Below are 24,240 nucleotides of genomic sequence, written 5' to 3' on the forward strand. Positions count from 1 at the left end.
TAATAGATATTTTAAAACAAAAAATGACTAATATAGCAACATCTTTTGCTAATCTAACACCTAATACGCTTCATATTTGGTCACTTAACTTTGTTGTTAATGATAATGCATTTAACAAATATCATAACCTTTTATCTGATGATGAAAAAGAGCGTGCTAGTAGATTCAAATTCTTCAAGGATAAAAGATGTTATGTGGTTACCAAAGGTATTTTACGTTTACTTTCCGGACAGTATTTAAACAAAGACGCTAAAGCAATTAAGTTTGAATATGAAAAATACGGTAAACCAAAATTCAAACACAAGACAAATCTAAACTTCAATGTGTCTCATTCTGGTGATTTAGCCATAATCGGATTTATCTACGACCATACTATTGGTGTGGATATAGAAAAGATTAAAAATGATTTTGATACGTTTGATATTGCTTCAAAATTCTTTTCTAAACAGGAAATTAATGCGCTTCGCGAAATTCCCACTCAACAACAACACCTAGCATTTTATCGTTGTTGGACACGCAAAGAAGCTTTTATTAAAGCCAAAGGAAGTGGTTTATCATTTCCATTAAATGAGTTCTCCGTTTCTTTAGATTCCGATTTAGATGCAGAAGTTTTATGGACAAAATGGAACACAGGTGAAAAACACCAATGGAAATTGAGTTCTTTTATTCCTTCAAAAGATTATATAGCTGCTCATATTGTAGATTCTAAAATTGAAAATATTCAGTATTTTAATTGGGCTGATTCAATTGATTAAACACAAATCAAAATAAAAAATAACGATTTAATTTAAAACAAAAAAAACGCTCAAGCAAGCTTGGCGTTTTTTCTTCTGTAACTATTTATTCGTGACCTCGAAGGGACAGAGTTCAAACTTTTTGAAGGAAGATATTGACTTAATTATCTCAAAATCAATATAAATCAAAACTCACCCTTATTACTTCGAACCCAAGAGTTTATTAGAATTGTTAATTTTGATTTTATTTTTGTAATCACATTGTCGTACAGTAATTTCTAAAAAAATCAAATATATGGTTGTTGAAATTGATAATGCTCAAGGGATAAAGTGGTTCTCGTTATAAATTGATATTCGTTAAAGCCTGTATTATTTTGCTCTATTTTCCTCAACAATTCTAACCACTCTATTTATCATTATTTCTGACAAATTCCACAGTAATAAATCCTCATCAGTTGTATTATTAAAAAGAATTACTACAGTGTCTATATTGTTATGATATTCTGTAAAGCTCTGATATCCTGGAACCCATCCAGAATGTTCATATTCATAAATTTCAGAATAGATTTTCCGTTCTCGTTCTTTGAATATAGAACCATCGTTTAATGCTCTCAAAAATATACCAACATCTTCCGCAGTAGCCAGCATACCGAATTCTTTCTCTTTTAAATCAGGTTCATAGCCAACGTAGTAACCACTCATCACATCCTCTATATCTACCTCGCTTAACGAGAAGAATGTATTATTCAGTTCGAGTGGTACTAAAATTTGCTCTTTGATATATTGATGATGATTATACCCCACCGTATTGTCAATAAGTAAACCAAGGAGTAAATAATTTGTATTTGAATAGCTATAGTCTTCTCCTGGTTCAAACAGCGCGGGTGTATCCAATACTAATGCTAACGATTCCTCAGCACTATCAGGTGGGTTTTCCCAGTAACCTCCACTGTCTGTAAAATTTGGAATCCCGCTTCGATGTTGTACCATCATTTTTAGAGTTATTCTATCTGCATTTTCAATCCTACCTAGCAATTCAGGGAAATAATCAGCAAGGGTTTTATCTAGTGACAATCTGTTATCATTAACCAACTTAGAAATGGAAACCGCTACATATAACTTGCTAATACTAGCTATTTTAAATAGTGCATTGGGTTTAGCAGGTATTTTATGTTCTCGATTGTGCCAACCACCTGTATAAAATTCTGGTTGTTTCCCTGCCTCATCTACATAAACAATCATACCATCCAAACCGTGACTTATTGCTTGGTCAACTTGTTCTTGAACAGTATCTGGCAATGGTAATATCCAAGCTTTCACTAAAATCCAAGGCACAAACCACAAGGAAATTGCAGTACCTGTGAACAAGGCTATCCTGATTATAATTTTTTTATTTCGTTTTTTAGAATTAAGCATAGATAGTAAAGTTATAATTATTGCTCATTTTTAGGAAGTATTATTCGTAACACAGTTCAGAAAAGTTCAGGGTTTCAAAGTTTATGTTTGGAAATATGATCCTATTATATGCAACATAAAAATACTATTTGTTTTCTTGATTAATTTTATGCGTTTTAAGTTTGATTCAGAAAGTACATGTCCAATTTCCCTTTTCCCTTTGCATGGATCTTTCCACGAGAAATACACGAAAATTCATTTTTAATCAGTTTATAGGTGGATGAAGATATATTGATTTTACCTACTTCACCTGCAGATTCCATCCTGCTGGCGGTATTTATCGTGTCTCCAAAAAGGTCGTATGCGAACTTCTTCTTGCCCACAACCCCTGCTACTACAGATCCAGAATGTATACCAACCCTCATTCTCCATTTTATGACATGGCTTTGATTTCTCTCCTCAAGATAGGATAGCATCTTTTGTGCGGCTTTGATGCAGTTAGTAGCATGATTTATCGTTTCTTTTTCAAGGCCACACGCTGCCATATACGCATCACCAATCGTTTCAATTTTTTCTACTTTCGTTTCTTCCATAATTTCATCGAATCGACCAAAAATATCATTGAGTTCATTGACTAAAGTGATTGCTGACATGGACGCCACAAGATTTGTAAATCCTTCAAAATCAGTAAACAGGACAGTGATATTTTTGTGTCTTTTTGGAATTGTTTTACCGCTTTCTTTTAAGTCTCTTATTATGTTTGCGGGTAATATATTGTGCAGAAGATCATCTGATTTTTTCTGTTCAACCATTAAAGATTCCTCAGATTGATCTATTAAAATAGACATACTTGCTATTAGTATGAAGCAAATCAATGCAGTAATACTGATATTAACTATTTGTGATATATAGGGATCTAATCCTCCAAAATGGGATTTTATATTTGATTGAAATATTACTGTAGCAATCAACGTTAGGCAAGCTAGAATACTAAAGACATGGGCTATATTCCTAGCCTTACGAGGAAAAGTCATATATGGCAGAATAATAATTAGGAAACAAACAACTCCAACTCCTGAGGAAAACCCTAGCAAGTAAAGAAATAAGAGAACAGACATATAAGATGCTAGAATAAGCCAAACGGAAGCCAGGACTCGTAACCCTTTCCAATTGAAAATTAACGCCATTAGAAACATTAATCCCAAAAAAGTATTACTTCCGTAAATTATTAATGCGTCTGTCAAGAATAATGCAATTAGCATCCAAGTTACATTATAAACTACACCTAAAAGAGATGCAATATTCGTAACACGTAAATATCTGAGTTCAGTTATAGAAAAATTGTACTCAGCGCCAATATCGACTATTCTTTGAAAGAATCTAGACTTGTTTTTATCATAAATTGACATAAATGCTTTTCAAGTTTTATGAATTGTTAATGTCTTTATTATACGCAAGTAAGTTAACCTTTTTAGCGTTAATTTCTGGATTTTTAGAAGGTCAAAAATTGCAGATTTTCTTTATTCTTTTGTGAAAATGGTAGCATACCTCTCCTTATTGATCTAAACATATGGTGGTTCGTTTTATTTTAAGCTTAGATATGTTCTTTCTTTATTATAAATGTGTTCCGCTTGTTTGATCATCTTCTTAGCTAACGTAAGATTTTTAATGGTTTGCCACAATAAGCACAGGTTTTATGCTTTTATGAGAAGTTGATTTATTTAACCTTAGTGATTTTTTAATACACCCACAGATTCAAAAAGCTCCTCGATGATATGCTGGAGATTGCTTGGTGTAACTGCTCTGAAATACTCTAGTAAGTCTTGAGTTGTCGCATATCTATCAGTCTGCATTTTTAGTTTGCCGTTTTTTGTATTCCAATCTTCAAGAAAATATTTTAATGCTAAATTCACATTCTCTTCGCCAATTGCTTTTTGAAATTCGTACATATTGATTGCTCCTTTTGCGTAATAGACATAATCTTGATTTTCTACGAGAGTAAGAGATGGTTCTTTTTTACTTTCTTGTTGTATTCCTTCTTTATATTTATCCATTTGAAGCGCTAAAAACTGTTGCACTTTTTCTTCGGAATAATGTTGCTTTAAAACCATCAATGCTGCATATTGAGATAAGGTTTCTAAGACCATCAATTGTCCTTGTACATTTGCAGCTTCCACTTGCATACCAAACCATTGGTGAGCTACTTCATGCGCAGTCACATAAAAAGCCATATCAACATCTTTTTCGTCATCTATATCTAACACAAATCCAATAGATTCTGAAAATGGAATAGTTCCAGGAAACGATTGTGCAAATGTTGCATAACGTGGAAACTCCATAATACGTAGTTGCTGGTATTGATAAGGACTGAAGTTGTTACTACAATAATCTAATGAAGCTTTCATAGACTTCATCATTCTATCGATGTTATATTCATGTCCTTTTTGAAAATAAATTTCAAGGTCGACAGGCTCAGTAATCCCCTTATTGCTTGTCATCCATTTGTCTTTTTTAATTTCATAGTCAGCAGAAACTATTGCGTAAAAATTAATAATAGGGGTATTTGTTTTATAGTGAAAATAATTACGATTATTTTCTGTCCATTCCTGCAATAAATCTCCAGGAACCAAAGCCGTTTGATCTTTGGATGTACCAATAATCATTTCAAAATTAATACCATCAGAATCACCACCAGATCTTGCATTGACTAATTCTTTAGGGTCATCTATTTTAGCTTTTTTAGATCTCCTTGATAAGTTATGATCTCGTCGTTCATCTTCATCTTGAAGTTCATATTTTTTATTGTAACCCAAGGTTGGAAACTGTTCATTGTTGAAAAATGTACCATTGTAAACTATATTGGTATTAGAACGACCTTGCTCAAAGCCTTTGGTTGTAAAACTTTGCTTAAAATACATTTTTACAGAATCACCAGGTTGTAAAGCTTTCTTCAGGTTAAAAATTGAATAATCAAACTTTTTATATTGATGATTCGTCGTAAAACCACCTTCGAAAGCGATACTGTCTATCGTAACATTTTCTTCGAGAAGTTTTTGAATATGGATGGATTTTATGTTTTCAATTGATGTGTTTTTTAACATATAATACCCTTCTACTGTGTAGTCTCGTTTAGAAGGATATAGCTCTAATTGTAAGTTTAAGTCTACTATTTTTGGTTGCGTTATATATTCAAATTGTTTCAATTCTTTTTCATACGCTACTCTAAATTCAGTAGCTTCAGAATTGCTCCAATATTCATTTAAAATATTCGTATTGTAAAATATAAACCCTCCAATAATTATAAAAGCAAAAAGAATGATGTCAGTAAACTTTATGAGTGGCTTGCTGAACTTATACTTAGCAATTCTTGTTCGTTTTATTAAATTGGTTTCATTTCCTCTAACAGCGACTAAAGATCCTATGATTAATAAAAGGATTCCGAAAAGAAACCAATACAATTTAATGAGTAAATAGGGTTGTAAAAAATGCCCATAACCATTCATCTCTGAATAAGCACCTAAGGAACTTCCTCCAAAAAAGTGTAAATCATGATCAAACCCCAACACGGCAATAGCTACATTGACAATACTAAATACAATCACCAAAATGATACCTACAAACTTATTATTCACTAAAGATTGTATGAAAAACGCTAAGCAAGTAAAAATGGATAATAGGGGTAGAATTTCTAAAAAGAATCCATTAAAATACACTTGCAATTCATAGTTATAATAGCCACTTAGCGTTTGGAATAATATCCCTGAACTTATTAAAGCAAGTATTAATACGACATAAATTATGTTTAATCCAATAAACTTTCCAGCTAACCTTACAAAACTTGACATGGATGTAGCATCATAAATTAAATTCAACTTCGCACCTCTTTCTTTCCACACCAATTCTCCTGAATAAAAAACAAGGATGATGATAAAGAAAAAATAAGAGGTTTCCTGAAGTTCCTCAACTATAAAATAGGTTGCAGGATAACTATCAACTCCATATACCGTTCCAAGATTTACAGAATTGATTAAGATGATAATCATTCCGCAAATAACTATTCCCCAAAATGATGGTTGTTTAAAAATACTTATAAAATAAAACCACGAAAACTCTTTTAATTGTGTCCATTTAGATTGTAAACCATATTGTTTTTTAGCTTTAGGAATCATCACATCACCAACTAAATTAGTACTTTTATCTACCAGCTTTTGAACTTGCTTTCGTTTTGATTTCTTTTCTTTAACCAGATTGAAATTGAATTTTTTATATCCATAGATTAATGCGATAACACCTAATAAAACCCAAAATAATTTGTTGTATAACAAGGCACTAATAAATGGAAGTTCTTGAGTGCTCTTTTCTAAGACCGACCAAGTTTTTGTAATATAGGTTGTTGTTGTTAATGAAAATGGATCAAAAATAGCTTGCCAGAAATCATTAGTAATTGCTTTGGTTAACAAAAACACCACAAACAAAATAACACCCTGAGTGTATACAACTACTAAATTTCTAGTTAAAGCTCCAGTTACAAAAAACAATGATGCACCAAAAAACAACGTTGGTAGCGTTACCATTAGAAAGGTCTTCATATAAACAAATGCATTAAAAGCCAATTGATCATCTGGACTATTCCAGGGCATAAATTCACCCAACATCATACCCAAAATAATTCCTGTAAATACAAACAGCAAAACAGTAAATGCGCCTAAAAACCGACCAATTAAATAATCTCTTTTTTTGATTGGTGTAGAAAATAGTAATGATTCTATCTCATACTCAAAATCTCGCAACACAGAAACGCCCATAATCATTGAGGCTAAAATCATAAAGAATCCGGTTATAGCTCCCATTGTTTTCGCTATGACTACGGGTGAATTTCTTTTCATTAGACCTAATTCAGTACCTTGAAAAATAAAATCTACACCAACAATTGAAAACAGAAATATAAATAAAAAGAATACATAAGTGTCTGGTCGTTTAATTCGATATTGAATTTCGAACTTAAAAATTTCATACCACATAATTAAATAGATTTAGTTTTAGTTCTATTGAAAATTTCTGAGAAATACACATCTTCTAATTCTGCATTAATGGCTGTAAATCCATCTCCAGGATTGATCTCGCTTATTATATGAATGGTTGGTTTACCAAGAAATAATCGTTCACTGATGACCTGATAATTTTCTTTATATAGGTTCAATTCTGATTTCTCGATTGTTTTTTTATAGACTTTATCTTTTAGGCCTTCTAGTATCTGCAACGGCTGCCCTTTTAAGCATACTTGACCTTGATTAATAATGGCCATATTTGTGCAGAGTTCTTTGACATCGTCAACAATATGCGTAGATAAAATAACCACAGTATGTTCTCCGAGCTCGCTTAAAACATTGTAAAAGCGATTGCGTTCTACAGGATCCAATCCTGCTGTTGGTTCATCTACAATAAGTAACTTCGGATTGTTAAGTAAGGCTTGTGCAATGCCAAATCGTTGCTTCATCCCACCAGAAAACCCTTTCAGATTTTGTTGTCGCACGTCATATAAATTGGTTTTATACAAAAGTGCTTTCACTAATTCTTTACGTTCGTTTTTATTGGTGATGCCTTTAAGCACTGCGAAATGATTGAGTAATACTTCTGCCGATATTTTTGGATACAAGCCAAATTGTTGCGGCAAATACCCTAATACCTGTCGCAATTCATTTTTTTGTTGTAAGACATCGATGTCTCCAAGAACAATGGAACCAGAATCGGCTTCTTGCAGTGTTGCAATAGTTCGCATTAACGTAGACTTGCCTGCACCATTTGGGCCTAATAGACCAAACATCCCTTTTGGTATATCAAGTGAAATGTTTTGTAAAGCTTTAATCCCGTTTGAATACGTTTTTGATAGATTGTCAATTCTGAGTTCCATACTGTTCATTTTTTGATTGATTGAGACAAACATATAAGCGTTTTTAGCCTTTAAAAAGTGTTAGTGACACAAACACATGCATTAGTGACAAACACATTTTTTTAAGGTATAAAGACACCTCAAAACACATTTAGGATTGTTTGTCACTGATGAGATACTGTTTGTCAACTTATTTGTCTGAGGTGTTTTATTTAATTAATATTGAATTATGAATTTTAAAATACCAGAAAGAAAAAGGAAAACTATCAAGCGGTTATATAAAATAGCGCTGGTTATTATAGGCTTAGCCATCGTCATTTTTAATGACACTTTTGGAAAACTAGAAGGGTTTGTAGAATTTATTGCATTGTACTTTATCCTTGTGTTTATTACCATTGCACATTGGCTATTTAAACAAATCAAATCACTAATAAGATTGAAGAATGAAAAAGTAAAAACAGAATTAATGCATTTAAAGAGTCAAGTGAATCCACATTTCTTTTTTAATATGCTTAATAACCTTTATGGATTAGTGGATAAGGATTCTAAGAAAGCTCAAGAGCTCATTCTAAAACTTTCTGATATGATGCGCTATAGTATTTATGATGGCGAAAAAGACAGGGTTTTACTGTCTGAAGAAATAGCTTATCTCGAGAATTATATTGAACTTCATAAAATGCGTTATCATAAAGCGATTGATATACAATTCAATATTGAAACAAACGACACTAATTATGAGATTATGCCACTTCTTTTCATTATTCTTTTAGAAAATGCCTTTAAGCATGGTGTGGAAAATTTAAGAGAAAATGCTTATGTTCATATCACATTAACAGCGCATAATAGTGAATTGACCTTTGAAATAGAAAACAATTTTGATGAAACACAAGATAACCCTGAAACAGGAATTGGATTAAAAAACCTAAAACGACGATTAGAATTGGTATATCCAAAAAAGCATACCTTAACAATTTCCAAAACAGATACCATCTATAACGCTACATTGAATATTAAGGGCTTATGATTACATATATCATTATAGACGACGAACATATTGCACACGATATTATAAAAGGCTATTGTGATATGCTACCAAATTTAGAATTCAAAGCAGATTGTTATGATGCTATAGAAGCTATTGACTACTTAAGCAAACATGATATAGATCTCATTTTTTTAGATTTGAATATGCCTAAATTAAAAGGATTTCAATTTTTAAAAACCTTATCATCTCCACCAAAAGTTATTGTAACCACTGCGTATAGTGAATTTGCGATTGAAGGCTACGAATTAAACGTTGTTGATTACTTGTTAAAACCGTTTAGTTTTGAACGCTTTTTGAGTGCTATTAATAAAGTGACCTCTTCTGATACCAGTACAATAAGAAAAGAAAGTAAAGAGACTATAAAACCTGAAGGACAACATATTTTTTTAAAACAGAATAATAGTCATATTCAGGTAGATGTAGATGATATTCTATTTATTGAAGCCTCAGGCAATTATACCAAAGTTGTTACGAGTACTAGTACTATCAGCATTCGAGAAAAAATATCGGATACCATAGAACTGCTTTCTGATAATGATTTCATACAAGTTCATAAATCATTTGCGGTTGCAAAAAAGCACATCTTTAGAGTAGAAGGAAATAGAATTTATATGGGCGATCATGTTGTACCTATTGGCAAGCTATATAAAACAAACATTAATCAATTATTGAGGTAATTGCTATTGCCATGTCAATATATAATCTAGTCTGAAAATTCGTAAGGATTTTCATGAGTAGGTGAGTACTAGCAATGAATTACTCAAGAGGTTACTACAAGTATTTTATATCTTATTTCAGATGTTCTATTACCCATTTTTTTATTTCGTTCAATGCTGTTGGGGAAAATGTTTGTTCTATTTTTCTATATTCATCCATCTTTCCAGTTTCACACTCCTGAAAGAAGTGGTTTAAGTTTTCTAATTCCACTATTTTATAATTTTTATTCTGGCCTTTGATTAGTGCTTGTCTTATAGCTTCTTGATTAATTTTTGCATTTACTTGCGTGTCTTTACTGCCATTTAATGACAACACTGGAATTTGTAATTTTTCAATTTCATCAGCAGGATTGTATTGTAAAAAATAGCGTGACCAAGGTTGTATACTTGTTTTAAGTTGGTTTTCTATAAATGCATTGATATTCTTTTCTGGTACGTTTAATGATGTTAAAATGGGTCTTAAAAACTCATTATAATGAGTTGTCAATTCGATTTTAATTTCTGTTTTACTCTTATTAGAGATTACAATTGCAATCGCTTTTCTTGTGTTTTTTTCATAAGCCACCTCATCTTTAACAGGAAATTCTCTCAATGTTTTAGATTGCATTACAGATAGTTCTGTTCCCGAAATTCCGGTAGAAGCTAATAACACCATAAAAGCGACATCTTTAGAGTTGTTAGCCGCTAGAGGTGCGATAATACCACCTTCACTATGACCAATCAAACCTATATTTTTAATATCTACATCGTTTCTAGTTTTTAAGTATGCGATGGCACTCAAAACGTCTTTGGAAAAATCTTCTGTGGTTGCTTTACCAAAATTTCCTGTAGATTCTCCAACTCCACGATCATCAAAACGCAATACGCCAATGCCTTGTCTTGTTAAATAATCTGATAATACTAAAAAAGGTTTGTGTCCCATAAAACTTTCATCTCTGTCTTGTGGACCACTTCCGCTAATTAAAATTACTACTGGAAATTTTCCGTTTTTATTGGGTAAGGTTAAAGTACCTGCTAATGTTATGTTGGCTTCATTATTTTTAAAAATGACTTCTTCTTCATAATAAGGGTAGGGTTTTACAGGTTCCTGCGGCCGTTTCGAATCCTCTATTTTTATAGTTCCTTTTTTTAAGTTTAGGACCATTTCTATGCCACCTTCCTTGTAAATACCTTCAAATTGTTGTGCTTCAGTATTAAAAACTCCTGTATAGTTCATTCCAACATTAGAGCCATCAATAATTAGCTTTCCATTTGTAAAAGTTGTAGCTGATGGTTTGATGCCAGCAATTCTAAACGTTGGAACATCCATAGTAGTTGAATACGTAGCGTTTTCTTGTTTTATATTAAAAACAAAAGTGATTTCTTTATCGCCTCTTTTGGTTGTTCCGTTCCAATGTCCTGAAATATCTTGAGAACGTGCACTAGTAATGGCGAGTAAATTTAAAAGTATGATAATTGTTAATGTTTTCATGTTCGTTAAATTTTGATTGGTGATGTCTAGGCCAAATTTTCGTTAGCCTTGTGGTATTAAAAAATAGTATTACTAATTTAGTAATCGAAGCTATTTGAAGAGAGATTTAGTTAGATTTACTTTAGAGCACGTTTCCAGCTTCTTTAGCTTGAGCATCCTTACGGCGACCTATTAATGCGCCAATAAATAGTCCCATACAAATGCCAACGGAAATCCCTAAAGACCTTTCAAAACGCTCACCTATTAGAATTCCAGCTATAACTCCGAATAACATTCCTAAAGTTACACTCAGGTTTGTATAGTATCCTTGAGAAGTCAAGGAAAAGGTGTCCTTTAAATAGGTCTCAAATTTACTCAGTGCGTTTTTAAAGATTTTTTTTCTATTGTCTGGATTTGAGTTTAGTTTTAAGCTATCCAGTTCCATTTCTATAGAATGAATTTCATTAGCGGTGAATGCTCTATTTTCTAATTTTTTAAGAATCTCAATAAATTGAGTATAAATCTTAATTTCAGATTTTTTAGAGGATTCAGTTTTTAAACTTTCAAAAAAGTTAATTGCATTTAATAGTGTCATAATTTTTACTGTTTTCTTGGTTAGTGGCCCAAACCAAAAAATATTACACCAAAAATTTATTTATTTTAAAAAATCACACTAAAACACCTTATATTCAGGTGTTTAGCTTCTTAAACTTTCTATATCTGTCATCAATTCTTCTAGTTTTTTGAATAGTCTTCCATAAACGATGTTTAAATCCCATTTATAAATTCGACCTCCAACAAGGAATAGCAAAACCAAGATGACTGCCACGATAACAATTCCGATGAGTGGGATTCCAAATATTAAATAGGTATCTGGAAAACCAACAAGTATTTCATTTACAAGTCTTTCACCTAAAGGCATGCCTTCGGCATCTTTAAACCAAAAGCCTAAAACCAATGACATGAATATAATTGGATACAAAAACCTTGAAAATCTCTTGTTGATAGATACCTGTTTGTTTATCCATTGGTTAAATGCTTTTAAGTATTGATAACTGCTAATACCTATATCGATTTTCTCTAAATCGTTTAATAACCTCTTATTAATAACAACAAGAACTGAAAGAGTAACAAAAAATATGATACCTGTTATGGGAATTCCTATAATGAAAGAGACGACTAAAAAAGCAAACGAGAATGCCACAATGGCAATCAAATTTATTTTAAACATTCTTTTAAATTTATCAATGATATGAATTGATTTTTGGTTGTAAAGATTGTTTATTTTTGGGACTACTAGTGCGTCGCTCTTGAGAAAACCTTCTTTCCAAATGTTTTCAATTGATTTTTCCATCTAATAATTTTTTTAATCTAGTTTTAATTCTTTTAACACGTACACCAATATTATTTGGGTTCGTTCCTATAATTTCAGCAATTTCCTTTTGCGATTTTTCTTCCAAATAAAGCATGATAACGGCTCTATCTATTTCCGATAGTTTTCTTATGGCATCATATAATAAATTTAGAGATTCGTCTGAAAACGCGTAGTTGTTTTCGGTTTCTTCAGCAGTTATAGAATCAGACACAAAATGCTGAACATTGTTTTTCTTTTTCTTAAGTAAGGTTAAACAGACGTTTAATGAAATGCGATACACCCAAGTGCTCCATTGCGATTCTTCGCGAAAATTGTCCTTACTCCTCCAGATTTGTAAACACACTTCTTGGTAATAGTCTTCAAAATCTTGTTGTGAACTGGTGTAAGCTCGACATAATTTGATAATTATTCCTGCGAATGGTAAAATGGATGTGTTGTAAAAATCGCTACTCAATAGTGTTGTTTTATTGGTTGGTGGCTTAAATTAGGAATTATTACAGGTTAATGTCAAAATTGATTTTATTTTATTAATCGATTTACATTAAGCTTATACATTTTTCCTATTGGAATTTTGTGATTCCTTAGATGTATTCTATTACCTTCAATTAATTCTATTTTATCTATTGAGATAATAAAAGATTTGTGAATCCTTATAAATTGTGTCTCTGGTAAATTATGTGTAAAGGATGTTAGCGTTTGATGAGAAACAATCACTTTATCAACCATATTAATCTTTACATAGTTTCCATAGGCTTCTAAAAACAGAATGTCCTTTAACTTTATCTGGTAGTATTTTTTATCTTCCTTTATAAAAATCTTAGTGTCTTCTATGGTTTCCGTATTTTGTATTGGGCTGGCTTTAATTGATAATGCATCGGAAACTTTACTAACAGATTTTACAAAACGACTGAAATTAAATGGTTTTAATAAATAATCGTCAATATTCAATTCATAACCTTCTAAGGCAAATTCCTTGTAGGCTGTAGTAATGATAATTTTTGGCGGATTAGAAAGTGTTTTTAAAAACTCTAAACCAGAAAGCTTTGGCATATTTATATCTAAAAAAATAAGATCAATAGAATGCTTATTTAAATAGTCTAGGGCTTCAAAAGCATTATAACAACTTTTTTGGAATGATAGATAAGACAAATTACTCGCATAATCTTTAATATTATCATGAGAGGCAGTTTCGTCGTCTACAATTATATATTTTATCATTTCTTATATATATCTAATGTTGTTGAATAGGTGTTTTCTTCAATTTTATTATACAATTGATGTGTGTTTGGATATAATAAATTTAAGCGATCTTTTAAATTTTTGAGCCCAATACCTTTGTCTTCTGATGATTCTTCAGCATCATAATTGTTTTTAACTGTGAAACTTATTTTATTTTCATCTTCAATAAGTTGTAAATGAACAAATGCATTATCTGTTGCTTTTTCAATGCCATGTTTAAAAGCATTTTCTAGCAAGATAATGAATAACAAAGGTGCCACTTTTGTTTCTGGATTTTTAATTGATTTTTCAAAATTCACATCAATGTCTTTATGGTATCTGGCAGTTTGTAAATCAATAAAATTTATTAAATAATCTATTTCATCTTTTAACTGCACGTTTTCCTTTCCGCTATCGTAAATAGTGAATCGCATTAAATCTGATAATTTTAGGACATAGTCTTGAGCTGCATCAGCATCCTTTTTTATTAAGGCATACAAATTGTTAAGTGTGTTAAAGAAAAAATGAGGATTTATTTGATTTTTTAATAGCATCAATTCGGCTTCTAATTTATCCTTTTTAAGTTTTTGAATACTTTTTCGGTATTCGTAGGTCCAATAGAAAATTAAATAAGCAACTGCAATTGCTAAAAGAATTCTTACGCTATTCTTTAGAAAGCCTCCATCTAAATCTGTAGTAGCATCAATAGCAAATATTAAAAGCGGAATACTTATTCCTAAAAAGAGATATTTTAATCGAAGGTTAGAAGTCCCAAATTTTATTTTTTCAGTTTGAAAGAGATAATTCAAAAGGGTGTAAAAGACTACTAAACCCAATGAACTTGAAAGCACTGCGAATATTTCGCTTTGAGCGTTTCTTAAGATTAGCATCAAAATAATAATGATTACAGATAGAACTGCTGCTGCTTTATAAAGTTTTTTATGTGTCATGATTTTAATTTATTTATGATTTTGACACAAATCTATATTGCATATTCAAGGTTACAGCTTTTATTTTATGAACGTCTCTTTTCATATTGTAAACGTATCAAATTTAATGATAAAGGTACTTTAAATATCATAATGAGCTGATTACCATTTGATACGCTAGCTTCATCAAAATAGTTCTAATTAACGAATATTCAGCTCTAGGTTTACATCGAATTTAAAACTAAATACATATGAAAACTTTAATTACAATTATTACAATCGCATTATCAACCTTATTTGTAAATGCTCAAACGAGTTCTGAGAAAGAACTATTAAAAACTTTAAATGAAACTACACCAAAGGCATTGCAAGACAATAAAGTACCTGGATTGGCATTGGCTATTATTAAAAATGGCGACGTTATTATTAAAAAAGAATATGGGTTTTCTGATGTATCAGAAAACGAGATTGTAAATAGTAAAACAGGCTTTAATATTGGTTCTATATCAAAAATGTTTACAGCTTGGGGAATTATGAAATTGGTAGAAGACCAAAAACTTAATTTAGATGCTCCAGCTTCAAAATATCTTTTGAATTGGAAATTACCATCTAGTGAATTTGATTCAGATAAAGTAACTATCAGGAATCTATTGCAACATACTGCAGGTTTGTCTGTTCATGGTTACAACGGTTATGAAACTAAAGATGAATTAACTTCAATTGATGCATCGTTATCCGGAACTACTAATCTAGATGAGAAAGTAGAACTCGTTATGGAACCAGAAAGCAAATGGAAATATTCAGGTGGTGGTTATTCTATATTGCAATTAGTTATTGAAGACGTTAGTGGGAAATCTTTTGCGGATTACATGAAAGAACATATTTTTAAGCCTTTAAAAATGAAACAAACAAGTTTTAATATTAGTAAAAAGGTTTTAAAAAATTCTGCAAAGGCCTATGATGAAGAAGGAAATGAAATCCCATTACGCCTTTTTAATGCGCAAGCAGCAGCAGGTTTGCATACAACAATAGATGATCTTATTCTTTTTGCAAAAGCATCATTTTCAAAAAATCCTGTTTTGTCAGAAGAAAGCATTGCTCTTTTGATAAAACCTACCGAACTATCCAAAGGGAATTACGGAATGGGTTATATGATTATGAATCGTTTTGGGGATTTTACATTATCTGGTCATGGTGGTTCTAATGAAGGATGGCAATCTGGTTTTATGCTCGATTTTGAATCAAAATCAGGTATTATTATCCTTACCAACGGCTCTAATGGAAAAAACGTTTTATTTGGAAACCTGCAAGATTGGGCAAAATGGCATGGAAGTAATTAATTTAATGTCTTAATTTTTGTAACGGTAAAATCTCGTTCACGGTCAACATTTTTTATGGCTATAATAATACTTTCTGGCATTAAATTGTTTCGGTATCTATTGGAACTCATAAAATGTACTATTCCAGATGCTGTTTTAAAATGAGTATATCCATCCAATAATATGATAATTGGATATTTTTTCGCCACTTCAGTTGAATCATTATATGAATCAGGAATACTTATTAAACAAGTTCTTTCTTCATTTAAAATACTAGATTTAATAATGAACTGACTTCCAATTATAATATCCGTTTTATTCTGTCCGAACGTCGTTTGTGCTCCAAAAAGAAGAATACATAAAATCACAAATGTAAAAGTTCTCATAGTTTGCTTTATATGTTTGGTAACAAATATTTTCGACAACGTACCACCTGTGGCTTTCATTTCTCCAATTTCATAAGTGGTATTATCACACTTCGGACATTTGTATTTCATAGTTTTATATTTTTTGAGTTGATACTATATGGCTGTTAACGATGATATTCATTGCCTTTTATTTTAAAAACTTAAATCGAGGACTATATATCACCTCTTTTTCATTGTTTATTCTCAGTGTGTTGATCAATATTAAAATTAAATTGGCGACATACAAAAAGCCAATAACCATAAAAAATGTACTTAACGTTATTTGGTCTGTGAGTCCAATTTTTGATATGGTGAACAATACTATTGGGATAAAAAATAACAGAATGGTCCACGTGATTTCGAAATTGATTAAATCTTTACCCAACTTATTACTATTTTTTATCTTACCTTTTTTTGATGTCCAAAGTATAAATGGAATTAAAACCCCTAGCAATGGAAAGACCAGAAATAACAGTGCAGAGAGATTGAGATACGTTAAATACTTTTTATCTTCTTTTACGGACCAATCTATCAACTCATCTGGACTTACATTTAAGGCATTGGCTAATCGCTTCAATGACTCACCTGTAGGGTTTGATTCCCCTTTTTCGATGCGTTGAATAGTTCGTAAACTTAAACCAGATTCTTCTGCTAGAAATTCTTGTGACATCCCTTTCTGGTTTCTCAATTCTTTTACTCTTAAAGCTAAATAGTTATTATCCATTTTCTAAAGGTTTGTTTTTAGTTAAAGTTTTTCTGTACCTCATTATTGTTATGGTTACTATTCCTAATAAAAATCCAGGAACCAATTGAACTAACGACCCATAAATCACATGATTTAATAGCGCTTGCCCAAAATTATCATAATATAATCCATAATGAGTGCCAATTTCCCATTTTGTATCTACCCACCAAAGTATAGCAACTGGAATCCTTGAAATAGGTGAGTAAATAAGTAAGCTTAATAAAAGAATCTTGTAAGCTTGTTTTTGATTACCTAATTTAATACCTAGATATATAGCAATCCCTAAGGTAAGCCAAAGTAGCCCGATAATAAAAATAGCATTTTCAGGCAATCCCAATAATTCTAAACCATATCTAACTGGAGTTAAAATTAATGCAATTATGATGGGTGCTTTACCATAATAAATGGCTTGCTGTAAAGATGTTTTTTCCTTGTTTTTCATCCTAATTCTTTTTTGCGATAATTTTACGACCAGATTGATTCATCGTTAAGCTAATAACATTATTCGCTTCATTTTTATTAAACGTGATTTCTGCATCTACAATTTTTACAAAAAAATGATTTTGAGTTTCAGCAAATAATTCAACCTTTTTAGTTTGACCTGGAGCTAATAAGTATAATTGATTTGTGTTATCCAATCCTATAGTAAGGTTTACATTTGGTTTAACCTCGTAAGTACCTGTATAGTCACTTAATATTTCAGAAGGTACATTAATTGATTTTCTCTCAGGTTGATTATGCTTAGCCTCTGTTATTTTATCATCTGGTATACTTACAAATAATTCAGCAACTTGTTTCGCCACGTTATTTACATTCTTACAATTACAGTTGGTTAATGCAGTTATATACAGTTTCTCTTTAGGTAAAAACAGCGCAATACTGGTAAACCCCTTCGTACTTCCTGTGTGGGCAATTACAGGAGAATTCCCCAATTTCGAAAATCGAAAACCATATCCATAAGGTACTCTTTTCCCACTGTTTAATGAGGTTGGTGTCATAGCTTGTTTTATACTAGAAGCTTTTAAAAGTGTGTTTGAAAGTAATGCATTTTGCCATTTTAAAAGATCCTCTGTGGTAGATAAAATAGCTCCCGCGGAATATGCTAAAGACAAATTGATATCATCTGATTTTACAAAATCATTTTGTTCAATGATATAACCCTTAGTAGGGTTTGGAATACCTTGTTTCGTATCTCCACAGGATGAATTCTTCATTCCTATTTTATCAAAAATATGTTGTTCTATAAAATCACTGTAAGGTTGTCCAGAAACGATTTCAATAATTCGCCCTAGTATAATATAGCCGGCATTGCTGTATTTAAAACGCTCTCCTGGTTTAAACTCCAAAGGTTCATCTTTAAAATATGCAATAAGTTCTGTAGGTGACATATTAGTTTTAGAAATAAAACCCTTGTCACCAACAGGTGTTCTGTTTTTTATTCCCGAAGTATGATTCAATAGATTGTGAATGGTAATATCTTTTCCAATCTCGACATATTCAGGAATGTATTTTCCAATATTATCCTCAATATTCAGTTTGCCTTGCTCTGCTAGCATTAAAATTGAAACTGCGGTAAATTGTTTTGTAATTGAACCAATCTGAAATACACTACTCTTTTGTAAAGGTGTATTTAATTCTAAATTAGCTTTTCCAAAAGATTTACTATAAATAGATGCTCCTTCTTTTGCTACCAGAATTGAAATACCAGGCTCGTTTTGATTGTAACTTATAGCAACTATGGAATCTATTTTTGATTCATAGCTCTGACTAACGCTAAAATATGTAATGAAAAGAAAAGTGAGTGTTGTAAAAAAATTATTCATTGATTTGTATTTAATGTTCATGGGACAAAATTAAATACAAACCTTACTGGCACTTGCGCCAAGCTTATGACATCTTTATGACATCTGCGCTTATTCCTTTAAATAAAGGCACATTTAAACTTTATTTTACTTAAGAGATGAGATTCTAACAGTTATTGAAATCAGTTCCAAATTGGCAAAGAAATACTGCTGTTTCCTGTAAAAATTATCTCTAATGGAATTTCAGCATCTTTAATACTTTCTTTATTAACATCCTTTCCAGTACCATAATTAATTTGAGCATTATTGTTTTTATTGACATTAACCACCACTACAATGCGACTCCCTTTTTCTAATTTTTTACTGATTAGTTTCGAATTGTCGAAAGACACTTTCGTCTTTTGATTCGGTATCAATAAATTTCTTTGTTCTCTATCTTTAGCATAGCTCGCTCTACCAATATAATAGCTTAAATGAAAATAGTTCCCTTCTGGAGTCAATTCATATACGATTACAGAATAATCAACATCTTTTTTATTTATTGAAAATTCAAGATTCCCTAAAAAAGAGCCATTTATAATTACATCTTCCTTTAGCGCTTCAGAATTAAAAATTAAACCATCTTTTAAATTGATTTGGTCACGTTCCAAAGGCCAAGGATAATACTCTGTGTTAGTCATACTCTTTCGATCCTTAAAATCAACAGACATTTGAATCTCTAAATTATTTGCTTTTGATTTTAAGGCATAAAAATCGTTGGTTTTATCAGCACTTAAATGAAATGTTAAAGTATCATTGGTCATGGCGCTTAAACTTGGTTTGTGCATCCAGGTATTCGTACCCATGACTTGGAAGTTGACTTTATCTTTTAAAATACTCGGTTTTGCTTTTCCGTTTAAAATATAATCAAACCATTGATAAATTAGATCTTCTTCAATATGTATTAAAGCAGCTTTGTCTAATTTGTAATTTCTTAGACTTTCTTCGGGTTTCGTTTGTGCAGTCCAATGGTCATAAGGCCCAACTAACAAATAATGATTCGGATTTTTTGCGTATTTATAATGCTCATTGAAATAATACATGGCTCCTCCTTGTGAGTCATCATAATACCCTGTTATGGTTAAAATCGGAATGTCAATTTTTGCAAATTCTTGCTTGTATGGAATCATTTTTTTCCAGAAATCATCATAACTAGGATGTTGCATATAGGTGTTCCATAATGTATTTGTCTGTCCATCTAAACTATCTAACTTGTTAAACGCAATGCCTGTTTTGTACCAGGTGTTTTTTAAGTTATTCCAACGATTAAAATTATTTGAAGCTTCAAAATCTAAAAACTTGTTATTGGTGACATAAAAATTCCAGGAATACGAATAATTGTGTAGGACATTATTTTCCATGGGGTAGTCAATTCCTGGTGCAATAGCAACCATGGGTACAATGGTTTTTAATGCAGGATGCACATTGTGTTTCATAGAAGCCCATTGTGTAAAACCATTGTAACTACCTCCAAACATGGCTACTTTTTGATTAGACCAAGCTTGTTTACTAATCCAATCAATGACTTCATACACATCAGTATGTTCATATTCAAGTGGTTTTATGTCGCTATGACTCAATCTTTTTCCTCTTGTATTGGCAATCACGCCAATATAGCCTTTGGAAGCTGATAACATGGCAGAGGCCTCATTGGTGCCTGCGTAAATAGAAGACACTAGTATGGCAGATTTTTTAGCTGTTGAATTTCCCTTGCGTTTAACTACTACCATTGAAACTTCGGCACCATCTTTCATAGGAATGACGATACTATCATTTATGACATATCTGCGTTTATGATCTTGTTTAATTTCATCAAAATAAATAACTCTAGTTGATGAAAATACAGTGCTTAAAAAATATTTTTTTACTAAATCCGTAGCTGTTGCCTGTGTTATTTTTTCTGATTTAATACTAGTATACGTATTATTAAATTTACTCACATAATAATCTGTAGGATCTCTAACTATCAGAGCCTTATCTAAGTTAATAACTTGTATGTCATCAGAATTCTTTATGTATTTGCTGTAAGAGTTTTTAAACGCATCTTTAAAGTTCGTAGAAAGCTTTGCCTCTACATAATACTTGTAGACATCTAAATACTGACTTTGATCTCTTGGTGTTTCTGCTATTCTTTTTTTTATTGAAGTTAAGGCGTCTTTATATTCACCTCTTATTAACTGGAACTTAAACTGGTCTATTGCTGATAGACTTTGAATGTCACATTGTATTGCTAATTGCTGCATTTGGTTTTCAAGCGCTACTGAATCTGATAGTTTCACCTTTTTAAATGGCAATTCTTGTGCAAAAGAAGTAACGCTAATTGAGATTAAAAATAATATCAGGACTAATTTTTTCATTGTTTTACGTTTGAAAATTGATAGCAAACAGAACTATTTCTTATTTGGGTATACATATTTGATTAACTCTTCATTGTATAAAAAGCCGTCTTGAGTTTGCGTCATTTTAATAAAGTTTTTTAGTTCTGGTGCATACAACCAAACTTCATCTGTTTGTGCGTTGTATCCTCTAGAATTAGAAACCGTTCCCTTGTATTCTATGGTGTACGCCATAAAGGTACCAGCGTCTACCGTTTCTTCTTTGTAGGATAATACTTTTGCATCTTGACTTTGTGTTCCTGTGGTACCATCTTGACTTGTCCAATTTTTTTCATATCGCCACGTTTTACCAACCTCTAAAGGCCATTTGTATCTTGGTGTTTCGCTTTCTTCTGGCTTTACAATGTCCGAAACTGGAATCGTATCTTTTTCAATCACCATACCTAAACCGCCATTCATATTAACTATTTCTCTTGTGTCTTCCCCTTCTGAACGTACTTCGCCTTCAGTGGTTACGCCTTTATATTTCCAAGTCCATTTTTCTCCAACTGTATAATCGGATAGGATAGGTTGTTCTGCTACTGAAACAGTGTTTTCATTACAAGATATCAACACTGAAATTAGCACTAGATATACGATTCTTTCTATATTAAATACTACTTTTAAATACTTCATAATATGGCTTTTAAATTAATTATAGTACAAAGTAAAGAAGTCTGTTTCTATCAAAAAAGGAAAAGTACATGAGCGTAATAAAAAGTCAATGAACGTTAGAAAATTTAGCGATTTTCTCTTTATAAACTATTCCAGTTTTTAAACTTAACGGACTGCCTGCTAGACACTTCTACTTTTTTCCCAGTCGTTAACATAATTTGTAATTTATTATTGAAGTAGGGGTGAATCTCTTTGATGTAATGTATGTTAATCATTTGGCTTCGATTCACACGGAAAAAGACTTTAGGGTCTAATTTTTCTGCTAATAAATTTAAAGAACGCTTTATCATTGCTTTATCCGAACCAAAATAGAGACGTGCATAATTTTCTAAAGATTCAATAAAATAAATATCTGTGAGAGGAATAAAATGACATTTTTCACCATCTTTTATAAATATCTTTTGATGCATCGGTAAGGTGGTAGGCTCTAATTTTACCCTATTAGACAATTCTTCCTTTACCTTTTCAATAGTTTTAGAAAAACGTTCATCTCTTAAAGGCTTTACCAAATAATCTAAAGCATTCATCTCAAACGCTTTTACAGCATATTGATCATAGGCCGTTGTAAAAACGACGTCAGGCACATTGGTTAGTTCTTCCAATAAATCAAACCCAGATTTCCCAGGCATATGAATATCTAAAAACAATAGGTCTGGTTGTAAGTCTTCAATTAAAGTTATGGCTTCATCTACATGACTAGCTTCAGCTATAATTTCAAACTCTTTATGTTTTTCTAGTGCACGTTTTACTTCTTCTCTCGCTAAACGTTCATCATCAATGATTATGGTTTTATATCTTTTCATCGTTTATATGCATTGGAATTATTAGTTCTGCGCAGACATGGTTATTTTCATTCTCTGTTAAACTAAAAACAGCCTTACCTTTATATTGAATTTCTAAGCGTTTTTTTAAATTTTCGAGACCTAATCCAACACTTTTATTTTGATTAATTATTCCAGGATTCTCAACTGTAATATGAATATGGCTATCCTTCTTTTTAATTTTTAAGTAAATAATACCACCATCAACTATTAAATCAATGCCATGTTTAATGGCATTTTCTATCAATAACTGAATACTTAACGCAGGAATCTTATAATTAATAACGCCTTCTTCAATACTGGTTTTTAGTTGAAGTCGTTCCTCAAAACGCAGCTTTTCTAATTCAATGTAATCATAAACTAAAGCCAATTCATTTTTAATAGGTGTTAAATCTTTGTCTTTTTCATATAAGGATGACCTCAGCAAATCTGATAATAAATCAATAGCTCTTCTTGCAACGTTTGGGTTTTCGATGACTAATGATTTAATAGAATTTAATGAGTTGAATAAGAAATGTGGATTCAATTGCGCTGATAAATTATCTAACTGGGCTTGTTTTGCGATTAAGGAAAGTTGAGCATTCTCTCTTGCCGTAACCACTTCTTTTTGATAGTAATGATATAAGTGATACGCCAATATCCAAATAGACATTAGTCGCAGTCCTGTAAGTAAAATTGGATCCCAGTACATGATGGCTTCAAAGAAATTTTTATCCTCGCCTGCAATAAAAGTCCAATACGCATACCATTTTAAGTTGTTTATTAATACATATAGAAGCGCTAATAAAAGTATACTTGGAATAACACGAATAAGTAACTTTTTAATTGGCAACTGACTCCAGTTAGCTTTTAAAGCATACATTCTATACATATGTGTTAAGAATATTCCAATTGCCACATCCAAAACATAATTTAAAAATGTATAAAAAATTCCATAATTATCTCTGGTATATACGGTGTATGCCCAATAAGTTGACACCAAGCACCAGCCCATCAATTGGCAAAGCCAATATAAACGGGTTTTTGATATTTTATTGGTATAACTTAAACTCATATGAACAGCAAAGCAACGTATTTTCTTTAAAAATAGAAAAAAGAAATACATGAGCGCGAATAAGAAGAGATAAGCGTTTGTTATTAATTTTAAGAATTTAGGCTATGGAATATATGAGGCTTGGATAAATTACTAAAAAGAAAATTTACAGATTGAAGACAAGAGAATTCATGACTTAAAGATTGTCTTTCTTCATGATAGTCTCAGTAGAGGATTCCTCTTTTTTATATCCATCTTTGTTGGCTTAAGTT

Annotated in this window: 22 protein-coding genes; 4 read left to right on the forward strand and 18 right to left on the reverse strand. The window is 31.4% G+C overall.

What is annotated here, in order from left to right; genetic code table 11:
* Nucleotides 1-23: 23 nt before the first annotated feature.
* The gene (locus Q0822_RS01070) at nt 24-755 is read left to right on the forward strand and encodes a 4'-phosphopantetheinyl transferase superfamily protein (RefSeq protein ID WP_299119090.1); all 732 of its coding nucleotides are present in this window, start codon (nt 24-26) and stop codon (nt 753-755) included.
* Between the two features lie 348 nt (nt 756-1,103).
* Here the strand turns inward: Q0822_RS01070 and Q0822_RS01075 are convergent, their stop codons facing one another.
* From Q0822_RS01075 to Q0822_RS01090, 4 genes are all read right to left on the reverse strand, one after another.
* The gene (locus Q0822_RS01075) at nt 1,104-2,150 is read right to left on the reverse strand and encodes a serine hydrolase domain-containing protein (RefSeq protein ID WP_115816073.1); all 1,047 of its coding nucleotides are present in this window, start codon (nt 2,148-2,150) and stop codon (nt 1,104-1,106) included.
* A 155-nt stretch (nt 2,151-2,305) separates the two neighbouring features.
* On the reverse strand, nt 2,306-3,538 hold the full coding sequence (locus Q0822_RS01080; RefSeq protein ID WP_186844063.1) for an adenylate/guanylate cyclase domain-containing protein: 1,233 nt from the start codon (nt 3,536-3,538) through the stop codon (nt 2,306-2,308).
* A 318-nt stretch (nt 3,539-3,856) separates the two neighbouring features.
* Nucleotides 3,857-7,150: a M1 family aminopeptidase gene (locus Q0822_RS01085; RefSeq protein WP_186844064.1), complete on the reverse strand. Its 3,294-nt coding sequence runs from the start codon at nt 7,148-7,150 to the stop codon at nt 3,857-3,859.
* A gap of 2 nt (nt 7,151-7,152) precedes the next feature.
* On the reverse strand, nt 7,153-8,040 hold the full coding sequence (locus Q0822_RS01090) for an ABC transporter ATP-binding protein (RefSeq protein ID WP_186844065.1): 888 nt from the start codon (nt 8,038-8,040) through the stop codon (nt 7,153-7,155).
* A gap of 208 nt (nt 8,041-8,248) precedes the next feature.
* Here Q0822_RS01090 and Q0822_RS01095 point away from each other — a divergent pair, with 208 nt between their 5' ends.
* Both Q0822_RS01095 and Q0822_RS01100 read left to right on the forward strand, forming a co-directional pair.
* On the forward strand, nt 8,249-9,043 hold the full coding sequence (locus Q0822_RS01095; protein WP_186844066.1) for a histidine kinase: 795 nt from the start codon (nt 8,249-8,251) through the stop codon (nt 9,041-9,043).
* On the forward strand, nt 9,040-9,741 hold the full coding sequence (locus Q0822_RS01100; RefSeq protein ID WP_186844067.1) for a LytTR family DNA-binding domain-containing protein: 702 nt from the start codon (nt 9,040-9,042) through the stop codon (nt 9,739-9,741). The genes Q0822_RS01095 and Q0822_RS01100 overlap by 4 nt, the downstream gene beginning before the upstream one ends.
* Nucleotides 9,742-9,853: 112 nt before the next feature.
* On the opposite strand, the gene Q0822_RS01105 is transcribed toward Q0822_RS01100, so the two are convergent.
* From Q0822_RS01105 to Q0822_RS01130, 6 genes are all read right to left on the reverse strand, one after another.
* Complete coding sequence (locus Q0822_RS01105; RefSeq protein WP_186844068.1) at nt 9,854-11,251, reverse strand: alpha/beta fold hydrolase; 1,398 nt, start codon at nt 11,249-11,251, stop codon at nt 9,854-9,856.
* Between the two features lie 121 nt (nt 11,252-11,372).
* Nucleotides 11,373-11,825: a hypothetical protein gene (locus Q0822_RS01110; RefSeq protein WP_186844069.1), complete on the reverse strand. Its 453-nt coding sequence runs from the start codon at nt 11,823-11,825 to the stop codon at nt 11,373-11,375.
* 102 nt (nt 11,826-11,927) lie between these two features.
* A complete protein-coding gene (locus Q0822_RS01115) occupies nt 11,928-12,584 on the reverse strand; it encodes a hypothetical protein (protein ID WP_186844070.1) in 657 nt (218 codons plus the stop codon).
* The gene (locus Q0822_RS01120) at nt 12,568-13,059 is read right to left on the reverse strand and encodes an RNA polymerase sigma factor (protein WP_186844071.1); all 492 of its coding nucleotides are present in this window, start codon (nt 13,057-13,059) and stop codon (nt 12,568-12,570) included. The genes Q0822_RS01115 and Q0822_RS01120 overlap by 17 nt, the downstream gene beginning before the upstream one ends.
* Nucleotides 13,060-13,124: 65 nt before the next feature.
* The gene (locus Q0822_RS01125) at nt 13,125-13,823 is read right to left on the reverse strand and encodes a response regulator transcription factor (RefSeq protein WP_044633815.1); all 699 of its coding nucleotides are present in this window, start codon (nt 13,821-13,823) and stop codon (nt 13,125-13,127) included.
* A complete protein-coding gene (locus Q0822_RS01130; protein ID WP_052823525.1) occupies nt 13,820-14,773 on the reverse strand; it encodes a histidine kinase in 954 nt (317 codons plus the stop codon). The genes Q0822_RS01125 and Q0822_RS01130 overlap by 4 nt, the downstream gene beginning before the upstream one ends.
* A 230-nt stretch (nt 14,774-15,003) precedes the next feature.
* Here Q0822_RS01130 and Q0822_RS01135 point away from each other — a divergent pair, with 230 nt between their 5' ends.
* Entirely contained in the window at nt 15,004-16,092 is a 1,089-nt protein-coding gene (locus Q0822_RS01135) for a serine hydrolase domain-containing protein (protein ID WP_100818301.1), read from the forward strand.
* Here the strand turns inward: Q0822_RS01135 and Q0822_RS01140 are convergent.
* The 8 genes from Q0822_RS01140 to Q0822_RS01175 all read right to left on the reverse strand — a co-directional run bounded on the left by Q0822_RS01140 (nt 16,089) and on the right by Q0822_RS01175 (nt 23,929).
* Nucleotides 16,089-16,568, reverse strand: coding sequence for a zinc ribbon domain-containing protein (locus Q0822_RS01140; protein ID WP_246457469.1), 480 nt, complete (start codon nt 16,566-16,568; stop codon nt 16,089-16,091). The two genes, Q0822_RS01135 and Q0822_RS01140, sit on opposite strands and share 4 nt — an antisense overlap.
* A gap of 58 nt (nt 16,569-16,626) precedes the next feature.
* Entirely contained in the window at nt 16,627-17,202 is a 576-nt protein-coding gene (locus tag Q0822_RS01145; RefSeq protein ID WP_186844072.1) for a helix-turn-helix domain-containing protein, read from the reverse strand.
* The gene (locus tag Q0822_RS01150) at nt 17,195-17,665 is read right to left on the reverse strand and encodes a hypothetical protein (RefSeq protein ID WP_186844073.1); all 471 of its coding nucleotides are present in this window, start codon (nt 17,663-17,665) and stop codon (nt 17,195-17,197) included. Before Q0822_RS01150 ends, Q0822_RS01145 begins: the two co-directional genes overlap by 8 nt.
* Before the next feature lies 1 nt (nt 17,666).
* A complete protein-coding gene (locus Q0822_RS01155; protein ID WP_186844074.1) occupies nt 17,667-19,046 on the reverse strand; it encodes a serine hydrolase in 1,380 nt (459 codons plus the stop codon).
* A gap of 161 nt (nt 19,047-19,207) precedes the next feature.
* Nucleotides 19,208-21,421 carry a CocE/NonD family hydrolase gene (locus tag Q0822_RS01160; RefSeq protein WP_222611297.1) on the reverse strand — a complete coding sequence of 738 codons (2,214 nt, stop codon included), beginning with the start codon at nt 21,419-21,421 and terminating at the stop codon, nt 19,208-19,210.
* 33 nt (nt 21,422-21,454) lie between these two features.
* The gene (locus Q0822_RS01165) at nt 21,455-22,075 is read right to left on the reverse strand and encodes a hypothetical protein (RefSeq protein ID WP_186844075.1); all 621 of its coding nucleotides are present in this window, start codon (nt 22,073-22,075) and stop codon (nt 21,455-21,457) included.
* Between the two features lie 119 nt (nt 22,076-22,194).
* Nucleotides 22,195-22,917 (reverse strand): LytTR family DNA-binding domain-containing protein, encoded by a 723-nt coding sequence (locus Q0822_RS01170; RefSeq protein WP_186844076.1) that lies wholly within the window; start codon nt 22,915-22,917, stop codon nt 22,195-22,197.
* Nucleotides 22,904-23,929: a histidine kinase gene (locus Q0822_RS01175; RefSeq protein WP_299105120.1), complete on the reverse strand. Its 1,026-nt coding sequence runs from the start codon at nt 23,927-23,929 to the stop codon at nt 22,904-22,906. The genes Q0822_RS01170 and Q0822_RS01175 overlap by 14 nt, the downstream gene beginning before the upstream one ends.
* Nucleotides 23,930-24,240 lie beyond the last annotated feature (311 nt).

Origin of the sequence: uncultured Winogradskyella sp. (assembly GCF_947496485.1) — a bacterium.
GTDB lineage: Bacteria > Bacteroidota > Bacteroidia > Flavobacteriales > Flavobacteriaceae > Winogradskyella.